The sequence below is a fragment of the Roseateles sp. GW823-FHT07B05 genome, from assembly GCF_058794515.1.
The window spans coordinates 48,670-63,216 of sequence record NZ_JBXAGX010000001.1 but is presented as its reverse complement, the minus strand read 5'-3'; the positions used below and the strand labels follow the sequence as shown (position 1 = coordinate 63,216).

The 14,547-nt window shown below is 69.7% G+C and carries 13 protein-coding genes and 1 pseudogene; 2 read left to right on the top strand and 12 right to left on the bottom strand.

The window, feature by feature from the left end; genetic code table 11:
• Positions 1–14: 14 nt before the first annotated feature.
• Positions 15–512, bottom strand: coding sequence for a GNAT family N-acetyltransferase (locus AC1Q7O_RS00290; protein ID WP_492660263.1), 498 nt, complete (start codon positions 510–512; stop codon positions 15–17).
• A 52-nt stretch (positions 513–564) separates the two neighbouring features.
• Positions 565–1,965, bottom strand: a complete 1,401-nt coding sequence (locus AC1Q7O_RS00285) for a sodium:solute symporter (protein WP_492660264.1) — start codon at positions 1,963–1,965, stop codon at positions 565–567.
• Between the two features lie 106 nt (positions 1,966–2,071).
• Between AC1Q7O_RS00285 and AC1Q7O_RS00280 the strand changes: the two genes are divergently transcribed.
• Positions 2,072–5,206 (top strand): ExeM/NucH family extracellular endonuclease, encoded by a 3,135-nt coding sequence (locus tag AC1Q7O_RS00280; protein WP_492660265.1) that lies wholly within the window; start codon positions 2,072–2,074, stop codon positions 5,204–5,206.
• A 44-nt stretch (positions 5,207–5,250) separates the two neighbouring features.
• Positions 5,251–5,697 (top strand): annotated as a pseudogene (locus AC1Q7O_RS00275) (PEP-CTERM sorting domain-containing protein); the annotation flags it as partial.
• A gap of 189 nt (positions 5,698–5,886) precedes the next feature.
• On the opposite strand, the gene ruvC reads toward AC1Q7O_RS00275, so the two are convergent.
• From ruvC to AC1Q7O_RS00225, 10 genes are all read right to left on the bottom strand, one after another.
• A complete protein-coding gene (gene ruvC / locus AC1Q7O_RS00270) occupies positions 5,887–6,435 on the bottom strand; it encodes a crossover junction endodeoxyribonuclease RuvC (protein ID WP_492660319.1) in 549 nt (182 codons plus the stop codon).
• Positions 6,436–6,442: 7 nt separating this feature from the next.
• Positions 6,443–7,444 (bottom strand): phosphatidate cytidylyltransferase, encoded by a 1,002-nt coding sequence (locus tag AC1Q7O_RS00265; RefSeq protein WP_492660266.1) that lies wholly within the window; start codon positions 7,442–7,444, stop codon positions 6,443–6,445.
• Positions 7,444–8,094: a lysophospholipid acyltransferase family protein gene (locus AC1Q7O_RS00260; protein WP_492660267.1), complete on the bottom strand. Its 651-nt coding sequence runs from the start codon at positions 8,092–8,094 to the stop codon at positions 7,444–7,446. The genes AC1Q7O_RS00265 and AC1Q7O_RS00260 overlap by 1 nt, the downstream gene beginning before the upstream one ends.
• Positions 8,095–8,136: 42 nt before the next feature.
• On the bottom strand, positions 8,137–9,018 hold the full coding sequence (locus tag AC1Q7O_RS00255) for a tetratricopeptide repeat protein (protein ID WP_492660268.1): 882 nt from the start codon (positions 9,016–9,018) through the stop codon (positions 8,137–8,139).
• A 93-nt stretch (positions 9,019–9,111) separates the two neighbouring features.
• Positions 9,112–9,501, bottom strand: a complete 390-nt coding sequence (locus AC1Q7O_RS00250; protein ID WP_492660269.1) for a GFA family protein — start codon at positions 9,499–9,501, stop codon at positions 9,112–9,114.
• Entirely contained in the window at positions 9,498–10,031 is a 534-nt protein-coding gene (locus AC1Q7O_RS00245) for a GNAT family N-acetyltransferase (RefSeq protein WP_492660270.1), read from the bottom strand. Before AC1Q7O_RS00245 ends, AC1Q7O_RS00250 begins: the two co-directional genes overlap by 4 nt.
• 35 nt (positions 10,032–10,066) lie before the next feature.
• Positions 10,067–10,747, bottom strand: a complete 681-nt coding sequence (locus tag AC1Q7O_RS00240) for an energy transducer TonB (RefSeq protein ID WP_492660271.1) — start codon at positions 10,745–10,747, stop codon at positions 10,067–10,069.
• On the bottom strand, positions 10,747–12,357 hold the full coding sequence (locus AC1Q7O_RS00235; RefSeq protein WP_492660272.1) for a GMC family oxidoreductase N-terminal domain-containing protein: 1,611 nt from the start codon (positions 12,355–12,357) through the stop codon (positions 10,747–10,749). Before AC1Q7O_RS00235 ends, AC1Q7O_RS00240 begins: the two co-directional genes overlap by 1 nt.
• Positions 12,354–12,863, bottom strand: a complete 510-nt coding sequence (locus AC1Q7O_RS00230; RefSeq protein WP_492660273.1) for a hypothetical protein — start codon at positions 12,861–12,863, stop codon at positions 12,354–12,356. The genes AC1Q7O_RS00235 and AC1Q7O_RS00230 overlap by 4 nt, the downstream gene beginning before the upstream one ends.
• Positions 12,863–14,272, bottom strand: coding sequence for a coniferyl aldehyde dehydrogenase (locus AC1Q7O_RS00225; RefSeq protein WP_492660274.1), 1,410 nt, complete (start codon positions 14,270–14,272; stop codon positions 12,863–12,865). Before AC1Q7O_RS00225 ends, AC1Q7O_RS00230 begins: the two co-directional genes overlap by 1 nt.
• Between the last annotated feature and the right edge of the window lie 275 nt (positions 14,273–14,547).

The following is a 14,547-nucleotide window of genomic DNA, read 5'->3' as shown; positions in this document are numbered from 1 at the left end:
GAGGGGCGCTGGCCTCAGCTCAGACATTTCCTGAAATCCAGCCGCATGTAGTCCTTCCTGAAGGCCTCGCCGCGTTCGTCGTGATGCCAGGCGGAGGCGACGTACGGTTCGGCCTGCAAGGCCACGTAGGAGAGCTTGCGGGCCAAGGCAAGCATGGCCTGGCTTTCCACGGGGTCGATGCTGACGAACACCTCGGCATGTCCATGCTGCCTCGCAATGTCCTCGCGAGCCTGGATCAAGGTCGTTGCAACACCTCGTCGGCGGTACCGTTGGGCTACATACAAGTCGCTGAGCTTGGGCAGATGAGACTTCCGCTTGCCAGACCGGGTGGACGCCAAGTAAACCAGACCGAACCCGGCGATGTCTTCACCGATCTCCGCCACGAGGAAGTAAGCCCGCTCGCCATCGCACTCATCCAGGTACTGTTTGAACAGATCCCGGGTGTTCCTTGCTTCACAGAGCTTCTGCAGATCCGCGGCCTTGGCCTGTCGCACTCTCATCTCGCCGTCCACTGCGGGCGCTCCCTCATCAGAACCGTGACGCGCCCCACTATGCCAACAGATTTCAGGCACGCCCGCGCGCCGCCGTCGACAACCCGATCCACGTCAGCACCCCGTTCAACAGCAACAGCTCCAACCCGATCTGATACCCACCCCACGGCTGCCCGAAGTCCAGCACCGCGCACAGCAGCGGCGCCGCCACGCACACAGCCACCAGCGCACGACCTGACACCGGCCGTGGCGTGAACAGCGCAAACGCGAACAAGCCCAGCAGCGGGCCGTAGGTGTAGCCAGCGAGCTTGAGGATGAGGAACACCATGCTGGCGTTGTCCAGCGCCTTGAAGCCCAGCACGAGCAGCAGGAACAGCACCGCAAAGCCCAGGTGCACGCGGCGCCGGGTGCGCGTGTCGTCCTGGCTCACGCGCAGCAGGTCCAGGCAGGTGCTGGCCGTCAGCGCCGTCAGCGCGCCGTCGGCGCTGGGCAGCAGGGCCGACACCAGCGCCAGCACGAACACCGCCTGCACCCAGCCCGGCAGGTGCTGCATGACGACGGCGGGGAACAGCGCGTCGCCGCTGGCCGCCAGCCCGTGCTCGCGGGCGAACAGCGTCAGCAGCCCGCCCAGCAGCAGGAAGGCGGCGATGACGACGACCAGCAGCACGGCCAGCAGCAACAGGTTCTTCTGCGCGTCGCGCAGCTTCGCCACCGACAGGCTCTTCTGCATCATTTCCTGGTCCAGCCCCGTCATCGCGATGGCGATGAACATGCCGGCCAGCAGCGCCTTCACGGAGAAGTCGCGGGACAGCGGGTCGCCCACCCACACGCGGCTCAGGCCGGCGGCGTCCAGCTGCGCCAGCGCATCGGGCCGCCACAGCAGCGCGATGCAGACCACCAGCCCCGTCAGCATGCCGACGGTCTGCAGCGTGTCGGTCCACACCAGCGCCTTCACGCCGCCGTCGACCGTGTAGAGCAGGATCATCGCCAGCACGACGGCTGCACCGACGGCGAAGGGCACGCCCAGCGGCGCCAGCATCAGCAGGTACAGCACCTGCACGACGAGGTAGAGCCGCGCCGTCGCGCCCACGGTGCGGCTGAGCAGGAAGTAGGCCGAGCCCAGCCGCCGCGCGGCCGGCCCCAGGCGCTCGCCAAGCAGCTCGTAGATGGAGGCCACGCGCAGCCGGTGGTAGGCCGGCAGCAGCACGAAGGCGATGGCCACGTAGCCGGCCACATAGCCCAGCGTGACCTGCAGGTAGGTGAACCCGCTGGCCGCCACCGAGCCGGGCACGCTGATGAACGTGACGCCGGAAAGCGACGTCCCGACCATCCCGAACGCGACGACCGGCCAGGGACTTTCCCTGCCTCCCACGTAGAAACCCTCAGCGCCAGAACCGTGCGAGACGCACCTCGCCAGCACCAGCAGCCCGGCGAAATAAGTAAGAACCCCGATCAAAAGCAGTGCATGCGACATGGCGTGGCAGTGTGACTCGAAGGCACCCCCTCGAACGTGGTGGATCAAAACGTCACGAAGCATCAATACGATGCGCCCCGTTTTGGGCAATTTTTACTAATCAGTCATGCAACTGCGTCCTCTGGTAGCTCTCCTCGCCGCGGCCTTCGCCGCGCCCGCCGCGCTGGCCGCAGGCGATGTCGTCATCAGCCAGGTTTATGGCGCCGGTGGCAACAACGGTGCCGTGCTCACGCACGATTACATCGAACTGCACAACCGCACCGGCGCGACGGTCAACCTCAGCGGCTGGTCGCTGCAGTACACCAGCGCCACGGGCACGGGCTCATTCGGCACCGGCACCAACACGCTGCTGACGCTGTCAGGCTCGATCCCGGCAGGGCAGTTCTTCCTGATCCGTCTGGCAGGCGGCACCACCGGCGCCGCGATGCCGACGCATGACCTGTCCGGCAGCATCGCGATGGGCGCGGCAGCAGGCAAGGTCGCACTGGTCAAGCAGACCGCGGCGCTCGGTTGCAACGGCAGCAGCACGGTGTGCACGCCTGAACAGTTGGCGCTCATCGAAGACCTGGTCGGATTTGGCGGTAGCGGCAGCAGTGGCGCTAACTTCTACGAAGGCACTGGCGCTGCTCCGGTCGCGTCGACGACGCTGGCGCTCTTCCGCAAGGACAGGGACACGGCCTGCCAGGACAGCAATGACAACAGTGCCGACTTCGTCACCGGCACGCCAGCACCACGCAACCTGGCCTCGCCGGCCAGCATGTGCGTGGCTGCCGCCAAGCCCATCGTGACGAGCTGCACCGACGCCAACCTCGTGCTCGGCGCCTCCGGCACGCACAGCGTCACCGCCAGCGACCTGGACAGCCGCGTCAACGGCATCCTCGCGGAAGGCACCACGCTGCCGGCCGGCGTCACGCTGGGCTCGTTCTCGCCCGCCCTCGCCATCGGCGACACGGCCACGCAATCCCTCGACATCGCCAGCAGCCTGGCGGTCGGCAACCACCCCACCACGCTGAAGTGGAAGAACGACGACGGCCAGACCGCCTCGTGCACGTTCAACGTCAACGTCAGCGGTCTCGTCAGCATCCCGTCCATCCAGGGCTCCGGCGCCAAGAGCCCGCTGCAGGGCACGACCGTGACGACCAGCGGCGTCGTCACCAAGCTGATGAGCAACGGCTTCTACCTGCAGGACCCGGTGGGCGACGGTGACCCGACGACGTCCGACGGCATCTTCGTCTTCACCAGCACCGCCCCCACCGTCGGCGAAGGCCAGCTGGTGCGCCTGACCGGCACCGTCACCGAGTTCAACACCGGTGCCGCCGGCAATGCCGACACGCTGGCCCACACGGTCACCGAGCTGACCAGCGTCACCGGCATCACCGTGCTCGGCAGCGGCGCCGTGACGCCCGTCGAGGTCGACCTCGCCCAGCTGCCCGCCGACGGCCTGGAAGCCTTCGAGGGCATGCTGGTCACGCTGCGTGGCCCGCTGATGGCGCAGCAGAACTACTTCCTGGGCCGCTTCGGCCAGGTCACGCTGGCAGCCGGCGGCCGCGTCTTCACGCCCACCAACGAACACCCGGCCGGCCCGGACGCCTTGGCGCTGCAGGCCAAGAACGCCGCCCGCAGCATCCTGCTGGACGACGGCACCACCGCGCAGAACGTGAACCCGGTGCCCTACCTCGGCGCCGACAACACGCTGCGCGCCGGCGACACCACGGGCAGCATCACCGGCGTCATCGACTACGGCCTGGCCACGGCGACGAACACCGAGTTCGGCATGTACAAGATCAACCCGCTGAACGTGGCGAGCGTGACCTTCGACCGCACCAACCCGCGCGTCGCGACGCCGCAGGTCAGCGGCGGCAACGTGCGCATCGCCAGCGCCAACGTGCTGAACTTCTTCACCAGCCTGGTCAACGGCAGCGTGGCCACGGGCTCGGGCGCTTCGTCCGGCTGCAAGCTGGGCGGCAGCACCTCCAACGCCAACTGCCGCGGCGCCAACAACCAGGCCGAGTTCGACCGCCAGATCGCCAAGACGCTGAACGAGCTGGCCGCGCTGAACGCCGACGTCGTCGGCCTGATGGAGATCCAGAACAACGCCAACATCACGGTGGACTACCTCGTCAACCGGCTGAACGCCAAGCTGGGTGGCAGCGTCTACGCCAGCGTGCCGATGCCGGCGTTCACCGGCACCGACGCGATCCGCGTGGCGATGATCTACAAGCCGGGCAAGCTGACGCCGACCGGCGCAACGCTGTCGGACGACGACGCCGTCAACAACCGCCCGACGCTGGCCCAGGGCTTCACGCTGGCCAACGGGGAGAAGTTCGCGGTCGTCGTGAACCACCTGAAGTCCAAGGGCTCCTGCCCAGGCGCGGGCGACAGCGACGCCGCCGGCAACACCGATGACGGCCTGCAGGGCTGCTGGAACGCGCTGCGCGTGGCGCAGGCCAACCGCCTGAAGAGCTTCGTCGGCAACGTGAAGTCCACGGCCGGCACCGACAACGTCGTGCTGCTGGGCGACTTCAACTCCTACGCGAAGGAAGACCCCATCCTGGCGCTGACCGGCGACGGCAGCATCATCGACGCCGTGGGCACGTTCGACCCGCACGACTACTCCTACGTGTTCGACGGCGGCGCCGGCCGCCTGGACCACGGCCTGGTGAGCGCCGGCCTGCTGTCCAAGGTGGTGTACGCGACGTCGTGGCACATCAACGCCGACGAGCCCAGCTTCATCGACTACAACACCGAGTTCAAGGTCTACGGCAGCAGCACGACCGGCAGCCCGGACCTGTACACCGACAAGCCGTACCGCTCGTCGGACCATGACCCCATGGTCATGGGCCTGAACCTGGTGAAGTCCGTGCTCGGCACGAGCGGCCGCGACACCATCGTCGGCACGGCCGGTGACGACGTCATCGAAGGCGGCGCGGGCGCCGACACGCTGACCGGCGGCGGCGGCAACAACCAGTTCGTCTACGGCAGCATGGGCGACGCCGGTGACGTCATCACCGACTTCGTGCCAGGCAAGGACACGCTCGTTCTGACCAAGCTGCTGGCCTCGAACAGCATCGTCAGCGCCGACCCGCTGGCCACCGGCCACGTCACCTGCACGGCCAGCGCCGCTGGCGCCATCGTCAACATCGACGTCGACGGTAGTGCCGGTTCGATCAAGGCCAAGCCGCTGCTGCAGCTCAAGGGCCTGGCCTGCTCGGCTGTCACCGCATCGATCTTCAAGTTCTGAGGAAGAAAAACATGATCCGCAAAACCGCTCTCACCCTCGCCGCGCTGACGCTGGCCTGCACCGCCCAGGCGGGCACCTTCTCGCTGACCGGCAGCTTCGACGCTGACCCCAGCGTCAATGTACTGACAGGCACCTTCTCCTTCGACGATGCCGTGGTCGCCAACGGAGGCTTCGATGGCACGTTCAGCCTGACCGCGCTGACCTTTAGCTTCCAGGGCCAGATCTACACGCTGGCCCAGGCGGTGGACCCTTATGTGCAGTTCGAAAACGGCACGCTGACCGGCCCTAACGCTCACTTCGTGACGGCAACCGGCGGAACACTCGACTTGACGTCAGTCTTCAGCACCAGCAACTTCAACCATTTCGCGGGCGGTGCCGACCACGGCGGCACGCTGACGATCAGTGCTGTGCCCGAACCCGAAAGCTACGCCCTGATGCTCGGCGGCCTGGGCCTCGTCGGCTGGATGGCACGCCGCCGCAAGGCCGCCTGAGCGCACTCGCGCTCCGCTTCAACGGCCCGCCCTGCGGGCCGTTTGTATTTCTGCATTCGGGCCGAGCGCCGGGCCGCCCCAAGCCGGCCCGCCTGGCGATGTGCTCGGGGCTCGATGCCCCGAGCATCGCCGTCCCCTCGGGGGAACGACCAGACCGCCCGCGTTCAGCGAGGCGGGCTGGGCGAGGGGTCAATAGGTTCTGCTGCCCTTGAACTGCGCATGCTGCCGCCGCTGCAGCGTCGTGCTGCGGCTCATCGCGTCGAAGGTCATGCGGGCATGGGCGTGCATGATGGCCAGGCCCAGCGCGTCGGCCGCGTCCTTGCCGGGCACGCCGGGCAGGCTCAGCAGGCGCTGCACCATGGCCTGGACTTCTTCCTTCTTCGCCTGGCCATGGCCGGCGATGGCCTTCTTCATCTGCACGGCGGTGTACTCGCTGACCGGCAGATCGCCCGACACCAGCGCCGCCAGCGCCGCGCCGCGCGCCTGGCCCAGCAGCAGCGTGGACTGCGGGTTCACGTTGACGAACACGATCTCCACCGCGGCGCACTGCGGCTGGTAGCGGGCTGACACTTCGCGGATGCCGTCGAACAGGATCTTCAGCCGCGCCGGCAGGTCGCCCACCGCGACGCCGCTGGTCTTGATGGTGCCGCTGGCCACGTAGGCCAGGCGCGGGCCGTCCGCGTCGATGACGCCGAAGCCCGTCGTCTGCAGGCCGGGGTCGATGCCGAGGATGCGCACCACCGCCCTAGAACTTCAGGCCCAGCGGCAGCTGGAAATACCAGCGCGCCGAGTGGAAGAACACCGGTGCCGCAAAACACAGCACGGCGATGCGGTCCAGCAGGCCCACGGCGCCGGTGATGGAACTGCTGTTGCCCCAGTAGCGCACGCCGGCGTCCTTCTTCAGCGCCTTCATGACGAGGCCGCCGAAGCCCGCTGCCCCCGCGGTGACGAAGGCCATCGCCAGCGCCTGGCCGGCCTTGAACGGCGTGATCCAGTACAGCAGCAGGCCCGCCAGCGAGCCGGTCACCGTGCCTATCCACCAGGCCCGCATCGAGAAACTGCGGCTGATGTGCCGCGCCACCGGCCGGCGGCGCAGCGTGCGCGTGGCGATTTCCTGCGCGATCTGCGACGCGGCCACCACCATGACCAGGAAGAACAGCAGGAAGGCACCGCGGCCGGTGAAGCCGGGGAAGTCCAGCAGCAGCAGCGCCGGCGCGTGCGACAGGCCGTAGACGCAGACCATGACGCCCCACTGGATCTTGGCGTTGCGCTCCAGGAAGCGGCTGGGGTCGTCGGCCAGCGCGCTGACGATGGGCAGCAACAGGAAGCCGTAGACCGGCAGGAACACCGTGAACAGGTCGAAGAAGCGCGTGCCGCAGAGCATGTACTGCACCGGCACCAGCACGAAGAACGCGACGATGAGCGTGCGGTGGTCGCTGCGCTGCGTGTGCACCAGCGTGATGAACTCGCGCAGCGCGAGGAACGAGAACAGCGCGAACAGCAGCGTCGCGCCCAGCGGGCCGGAGATCCACGCGACCCAGAACATGCAGCCGCCGATCCACGCGGCGCGCAGGTCGCGGCGCACGCGGGCCCAGGTCAGCTCGGACTTGCGGCGCGCATCCTCGTCCTCGCGCTCGCGCAGCGAGTTCAGGAACAGGCCCAGCGTCAGCAGCAGCAGGAAGCCGAACAGCACGACGAACAGCAGCGCCACCTGCTCGCTGGCGTTCAGGGATTTGAGCCAGCGCATCAGTTGTCGTCCTCAGGCCGGGGCACCCAGTCGGGGTCGGGGCGCTGCTCCATGACGGCCTCGCGGGCGCGGCACAGGAAGTCGGCCTTGCTTTCGCCGTGCTGCAGCTGGATGGGCTCACCGAACGTGACGGTGCACAGGATGGGCACCGGCACGACCTCGCCCTTGGGCATGACGCGCTGCACGTTGTCGATCCAGGTGGGAATGAGCTGCACGTGCGGGAACTGCTGGGCCAGGTGGTAGATGCCGCTCTTGAACGGCTGCGGGTTGCCCTTGCTGGAGCGCGTGCCCTCCGGAAAGATCACCAGCGAGTCGCCGTTGCCCAGCGCCTCGACGAGTGGCTCCAGCGGGTCTTCGTCGGGGTTGGCGCGCGTGCGGCTGACGTAGATGGCGTTGAAGACCTCGGTCGTCAGCCAGCGCCGGAAGGCGCTCTTCGTCCAGTAGTCGCGCGCGGCGATGGCGCGGGTCTGCGCCCGCAGCTCATGCGGAAAGGCCGCCCAGATCAGGACCAGGTCGAAGTGACTCTGGTGATTGGCGATGTAGATGCGCTGCTCGGCTTTTGGCGGGCAGCCCTTCCAGTGGCCTTGTGCGCCCGTGATGAGTCGGGCGATGAAGGCAAGCAACTGGCCGGTGAAGGCGGCTGGCGTCATGGGGCGGGATTATCGGGCCGCCCTCACCGCCGGATTCGGGGGTTACCAGTCGCCGCCGCCGTCGCTGCCGCCGCCGGCATCACCACCACTCCAGCCATCGCCGCTGCCGAAGTCGATGTCGCGGCGGGTCAGCTCGTCGGCGGCGCCGAAGTCGCCACCGCCAAAGCTGCCGGGCATGAGGCCGCCCGGCGCGCCGGCGCCGGCGTTGTTGGGCAGGCTGCGCTCGTCATGCCCGCCGTGCAACAGCCGCTCGGCCAGCATGCCGGCCGCCACGCCGCCGGCCACGCCCAGGCCCACGCCCATCAGGCCCGGGCCATTGGAAGGTGCCTGTGGCATGCCGCCGCCGTAGCCCATGTTGGGCCCCGGGCTGAAGCCGCCGCCATACGCCGGCTGGACAGGCTGCGAGGTGCGGCCGCGCATGAAGCGCACGGCCAGGCCGATGAACAGGATGACACCGGCGACCAGCAGCCAGATGGGCACGCCGCCGAAGGAGCCGGCGCGCTCGGTGCGTTCAACGCGCTCCACCGGTGCGGCGTCCGGCGGCGCCGGCAGCGGCTCCAGCGCCGCGGGCGCGGTGGGCCGGGCCTCGGCCACCTGCTCGCGCTGCAGCAACTGCTCGAAGGCGGTGAAGCGCGCCGCGTCGGTGAACTTCAGCGCCGGGTCCAGCGCGCGGGCGCGGCGGGTGTGCTCGGCGGCTTCCTTGAACTGGCGCTGGTGGGCCAGCAACTCGGCCAGCACGTAATGGGCGCGGGCGCTGTCGGGCTTGGCGGCGACGACCTCGCGCATCATCTTCTCGGCGCCCGCGTAGTCGCCGCGCTGCGTGGCGGCCTGCACCTGGTCGACCGTGGGCAGCGCATGCGCCGTGCCCAGCCACAGCGTGGACAGCAGCGCCAGGCACATCAGCAGCAAGCGGGTGAACTTCATCGCGGACTCCTCAAGCCAGATTGGCAGTGTGCGTCGCGGATCTGGCGCCGGGCTGTCCGGTTTCAAGGCTTTACCTGCAGGCGCAGGCGCCCGCTAGAACCAATAGTCCTTCACGCAGCGCCCGTCGCGCGGCAGGTCGTCGAAGGTGTCGAAGCCATCGAAATGGTCGATGGGGATGTCGGCCACGGCGGCCGGCTCGGCCAGCCGCAGGTTGACGGCAACGCGCCGGCGACCCTGCTCGTCCAGCCGCAGGCCGCGCCAGTGCGTCACGCAGCCGCAGCTGGGGCAGAAGTGGAACTCCAGCGCCGTGCCGCGCACATAGGCCTTGGAAGGGCCGGATACGTGGATGCCTTCGTCGACGTAGTCGTAGGCCCACAGCGTGCCGTAGCGGCGGCAGGCGGTGCAGTTGCAGGCCGTGGCGCCGTCGGGCTGGCCGTCGAAGCGCCAGCTCACGCCGCCGCACAGGCAGGAACCTTGGATCATGGAATCTCCGTGACGGGCGTGGCGTAGATGGGGTCGGTGTAGAGGCGCCCGCCGAACAGGAATTCGTCGGTGCCCACCTGCGCGAAGCCGAAGCGCCGGTAGAACTCGACGGCCCGCACGTTGCGATCGTAGACACCCAGCCACAGCGTGTGCGCGCCGCGCTGGCGCGCCCGGGCCTGCACCTCGCCCATCAGCCGCGCGCCCAGGCCCTGGCCGATGAAGCCCTGGCCCAGGTACAGCCGCCACAGCTGCAGCAGCGCCGGCCCGGCCACGCAGGCCGGCGCCGGCTTGTCGCGCAGCACGGCGTAGCCGGCCAGCTGGCCGTCGATGCGGGCCAGCAGCGTCGTGCAGGCCGGGTCCTGGATGACGCCGGCCATCACGTCGGGCGTGAAGTGCTCGGCGACGTAGTCCGCAATCTCCTGCGCGTCGTCCAGGCCGCGGTAGGTGTCGGTGAAGGCCTGGGCGGCGAAGGCGGCGAGCGCGTCGGCATCGGCCGCGGTGGCCAGGGTGATGGCAGGTGGCAGGGGCATGCGGACGATTCTCGTCCGCCGCGCGGGCGCAGCGCTCAGCGGGCCTTCTTGACCAGCTCGACGAACACCTTCGAATACAGCGCGTCGGGCGCCGCCTCGCAGGCGGCCGCGATGCCCGCCGCTGCCGCGTTGAGCTGCTTCGCCTGCGCCACCAGCGCCTCGCCGCTCTGGCGCGGCATGCCGGCCAGCAGCAGCATGCCCGTCGTCATGCGCACCACCGGCATGTGCGACGGTTCGGTCTCGGGGAAGGTGGCCTTGAAGTAGGCCGTGTCGGTGTTGAACTCGGCGCAGGTCTTGGCCGCCAGGCTTTCGACCGTGTCGCGCATGAACTCCACCGGCACGATGACATCCGGCAGCGGCGCCCCGCTGCCGCCCGCCTTGGCGCCGAAGCGCAGGCCGCGCACGAAGGCCAGCGCCAGTTCGTCCAGCGCCGCGGAGCGTGACGACGCGTGCAGGCTGACCTCGGCCGGCGTGCCGTCGGGCGCGATCTTCACGAAGACGTCGGCCGTGCCCTGCACGCCCTGCCCGGCCAGCTCGACGGGGTAGACCGTGCCACCGGGGCGCAGCGACTGGGCCCGCAGCTTGGCAACACGGCTTGCGGCCGGCGCCGACGCGGCGGACGCCGCGGGCTCGGCCGCGGCCGGCGGCTGGGCGTGGGAGAACAGGGCAACGCCGGCCAACAGGGCCGGCACCAGGCGGGAAAGCGGCAGAGGCATCAGGCCAGTATCACGGGCTTGGCGCCCAGGCGCTGCAGCAGCCCGTGCGTCAACCGCGTCGCCAGGCCATACACCGTCAGCTGCGGGTTGGCACCCAGGCTGGTGGGGAACAGCGAGCCGTCGTGCACCGACAGGTTGGCGAGCTGCCAGTGCTGGCCGTCCGGCCGCACGACGCCGCGGGCCGCGTCAGCGGCCATCGTGCAGCCGCCCATCACGTGCGCGCTGCCGACGGTGGCGAGGAAGGGCTTCATCGCCAGGCCCGCGATGCCGGCCTTGGCCTCCGCCAGCGTCGCGTAGTTGGCGGCCTGCTCGTGCACCGGCCGCACGGCCTTGGCGCCGGCCGCGAACTGGATCTCGGCCATCGTCAGGTAGGCGCGGCGCACGCCGTCGAGCAGGTAGTCGGTCACCGCGTAGTCCAGCACCGGCGAGCCATCGCTGCGCAGCTTGACGGCGCCGCCGGCCGCGTCGGCATGGAAGCCGTCCCGCAGCAGCGCGATCATCAGCTGCGTGCGCGGCATGTCCTTGGCGCGCTGGGCCAGCTCGGCGCCGATGCCGCCGCCATTGCCCATCGCGAACGTCGGGTGCACGGGCGCCACCTCCAGCTTGTAGCCCACCGGGCCGTCGACCGGGCCGGTATGCAGGAAGTGGTCGCAGAACACCGACAGCGGCGCACCGGCCCAGCCGGCGACGTCGTGGTCGAACAGCGCCGAGCCGCCGGCCGTCGGGTGCAGGAAGGTGCGCTTGCCCAGCAGGCCGTGCGGGTCCGGCGCGTTGGAACGCAGCAGCAGCCCGGGCGAGTTGATGGCGCCACCGGCGACGACGTAGTGCTTGGCGGTGATGCGCACCGGCGCGCCGGTGACGGCGCCGTCCAGCGCGACCGGCTCGGCCACCAGCGCGCTGACGCGGTCGCCCTGCAGTTCGACCCTTGCGGCGCGCGTCTGCACCAGCAGCGTGGCGCCATGGTCCAGCGCCACCGGCAGCGTGCTGACCAGCATGGACTGCTTGGCGTTGGTGGGGCAGCCCATGCCGCAAGAGCCGAGGTTCCAGCAGCCCTTGACGTTGCGGCGCACGACCTTGGTCGGGATGCCCAGCTTCTCTGCGCCGCGGCGCAGCACGTCGTTGTTCTCGTTGGGCGCGGTCTGCCAGTCGGCGATGTTCAGGCGCCGCTCGGCCTGCTCGAACCACGGCGCCATCGCCGCCTCGTTGAAGTCCGTGAGGCCGAACTTGTCGCCCCAGTAGGCCAGCGCATCGGGCGGCGTGCGGAAGGAGCCGGTCCAGTTGACGGTGGTGGAGCCGCCCACGCAACGGCCCTGCAGGATGTTGACGACCTGGTCCTTCGTCTTGCGGCCGCCGCCCTCCTGGTAGAGCTGGCCGTAGGCGTCGGTCTCGCGCTGCTTGAACTGGTGGCTGGAGCGCAGCGGGCCTTCCTCGACGATGACGATCTTCAGCCCGGCACGGGCCAGCATCTCGGCCGTGATGCCGGCGCCGGCACCGCTGCCGATGATGGCGACGTCGCAGTCCAGCGCGGCGGGCAGCGCGGCGTGCGGGCCGCCATGCACCTTCCAGCCACGCTGCAGGCCGTCGACGATGGGGTCGGGAATGGAGCTCATGGAATTTGCACCGGGCCGGGATAGCCCACGCTGCGCCAGTTGTCCGGCGCGTTGAAGAAGGCGACCGCGTTCAGGTCGCGCAGCGCGTGATAGATCTGCTGCTTGGTGTTGGACGTGGAGACGCGCATGGCGTTGAGCGCCTCGTGGACCTCGTACAAGGTGGCCGTGGCCCAGGGGCTGGACAGCCCCACCAGCGCATACCGGCCCGCCGCCGTGGCCAGCAGGCCCAGCGCGTCGGACAGCTCCTTGCGCGTGGGCGCGGGCAGGCCGGCGATGAAGGCGTCCAGCCGGTCCAGCTGCAGCGCCAGTGCTGCATCGCGCGCGGCGCCCGGCGGCGGCAGCAGGTCGGACAGCACGGCCTGCGCGGCGGCGCGCATCACGTCACGCGCGCCGGGGCCCAGCTTGCCGTCCACCAGGCCCGGCTTGATGAGCGCCACACCCGCCCCGGCCACGCCGATGACGACGGCGGCGCCGACGCCCAACTTCAAAAATCCGCGGCGCTTCATCACACGATCTTCTTCAACAGGCCGAGCAGGCGCTCGAAGGTGGGGCCATACGGCGGCTGGAACAGCTTGGTGCCGGCGAAGCGCGACTGGATGAACAGCGGCTTCTCCTTGCTGAAGGTGCGGAAGCCCCACTCGCCGTGGTACGAGCCCATGCCGCTGGCGCCGACGCCACCGAAGGGCTGGTCTTCCTGGCCCAGGTGCCACAGGCAGTCGTTGATGGTCACGCCGCCGGCGTGGGTCTGGGCCATCACGTGGTCGCGCGCGGTGCCGTCCTGGCCGAACCAGTACAGCGCCAGCGGCCGGTCGCCGGCGTTGATGTGGGCCAACGCGTCATCCACCTTGTCGTAGCCGACGATGGGCAACAGCGGACCGAAGATCTCTTCCTGCATGACGGTGGCGTCCGCCGGCACGTCCAGCAGCAGCGCCGGCACGAGGCGGCGGTCGTCAGGCTGCTCGTCATGCGTGCGCAGCACGCGCGCACCGCGCTGGGCCGCGTCGGCGATGAGGCCTTGCAGCCGCGCGTGATGGCGCGGCGTGGCGATGCTGGTGTAGTCGGCATTGCCGGCAATGCGCGGGTACATGCGGCGCATCTCGGCCAGGATCTGCTGGCTCAGCGGCTCCACCAGCTCGCGCGGCACCAGCAGGTAGTCCGGCGCCACGCAGGTCTGGCCGGCGTTGAACAGCTTGCCGAAGGCCAGCCGCGACGCGGTCAGCGCCAGGTCGCAACTGCGGTCGACGATGGCGGGCGACTTGCCGCCCAGCTCCAGCGTCACCGGCGTCAGGTTCTTCGCCGCGGCCTGGGCCACATGGCGGCCCACGGCGGTGGAGCCGGTGAAGAACAGGTGGTCGAACGGCAGCTGCGTGAAGGCCTTGCCGACCTCGGCGTCGCCGGTGATGACCAGCATCTCCTCGGGCTTGAAGTGCTCGGCGACGAGGCGCGCCATCAGCTCGGACGTGGCCGGCGTCAGCTCCGACGGCTTGATGAGCACACGGTTGCCGGCCGCCAGCGCGGCGACGGCGGGCTCCATGGCCAGGTAGTACGGGTAGTTCCAGGGCGCAACGACACCGACGACGCCCAGCGGCTGGCGCATCAGCACGTTGCGGCCGGGCAGGAAGTGCAGCGGCGTGGCCACGCGGCGCGGCTTCATCCACGCGCGCAGGTGCTTCAGCGCGTGGCGCGCGCCGGCCTCGACGGTGAAGATGTCGGCCAGCAGCGACTCCTGGCGCGCACGGTGGCCGAAGTCCTGCGCCATCGCGGCGGCCAGCGCTTCGCCGTGCTGGCGCGTCATGTTGAGCAGCCGCTCCAGGCGGTCTCGGCGCACGGCGTAGGACGGCATGCGCTCGGCGTCGAACGCGCGGCGCTGCGCCGTCAGCGCCAGGTGCAGGCGTTCCTGCAGCGCGGTGTCCATGGGCTTGTCTCCGGTTCTGGATCGAATCCGGTGAGGCTAACCGCAAGTGGTGGGCGCCCCAACAGGGGCGGCCCTGGACTAGAGGGCTGCGTCTAGTCCCGCAGGTGACAACAAGCCCCTCGCCCGATCTCGCACCGCTGAACACGGGCGAGCCCGGTCGGGACCGCGCCGCGGCCAGTGGCCGTGGCGCTTCGGCAGGCACATCGAGCCCACTGGGCTCAATGTGTCCGGCCTCAGCCCCCGAGGGGACGGCGATGCCCGCGGCATCGAGCCGC

Bases quoted from the DNA above. Each gene is read 5' to 3' on its own strand.
- AC1Q7O_RS00285 (WP_492660264.1), bottom strand. From the start codon at position 1,965: ATGTCGCATGCACTGCTTTTGATCGGGGTTCTTACTTATTTCGCCGGG.
- AC1Q7O_RS00280 (WP_492660265.1), top strand. From the start codon at position 2,072: ATGCAACTGCGTCCTCTGGTAGCTCTCCTCGCCGCGGCCTTCGCCGCG.
- AC1Q7O_RS00265 (WP_492660266.1), bottom strand. From the start codon at position 7,444: ATGCGCTGGCTCAAATCCCTGAACGCCAGCGAGCAGGTGGCGCTGCTG.
- AC1Q7O_RS00260 (WP_492660267.1), bottom strand. From the start codon at position 8,094: ATGACGCCAGCCGCCTTCACCGGCCAGTTGCTTGCCTTCATCGCCCGA.
- AC1Q7O_RS00255 (WP_492660268.1), bottom strand. From the start codon at position 9,018: ATGAAGTTCACCCGCTTGCTGCTGATGTGCCTGGCGCTGCTGTCCACG.
- AC1Q7O_RS00250 (WP_492660269.1), bottom strand. From the start codon at position 9,501: ATGATCCAAGGTTCCTGCCTGTGCGGCGGCGTGAGCTGGCGCTTCGAC.
- AC1Q7O_RS00245 (WP_492660270.1), bottom strand. From the start codon at position 10,031: ATGCCCCTGCCACCTGCCATCACCCTGGCCACCGCGGCCGATGCCGAC.
- AC1Q7O_RS00240 (WP_492660271.1), bottom strand. From the start codon at position 10,747: ATGCCTCTGCCGCTTTCCCGCCTGGTGCCGGCCCTGTTGGCCGGCGTT.
- AC1Q7O_RS00235 (WP_492660272.1), bottom strand. From the start codon at position 12,357: ATGAGCTCCATTCCCGACCCCATCGTCGACGGCCTGCAGCGTGGCTGG.
- AC1Q7O_RS00230 (WP_492660273.1), bottom strand. From the start codon at position 12,863: ATGAAGCGCCGCGGATTTTTGAAGTTGGGCGTCGGCGCCGCCGTCGTC.
- AC1Q7O_RS00225 (WP_492660274.1), bottom strand. From the start codon at position 14,272: ATGGACACCGCGCTGCAGGAACGCCTGCACCTGGCGCTGACGGCGCAG.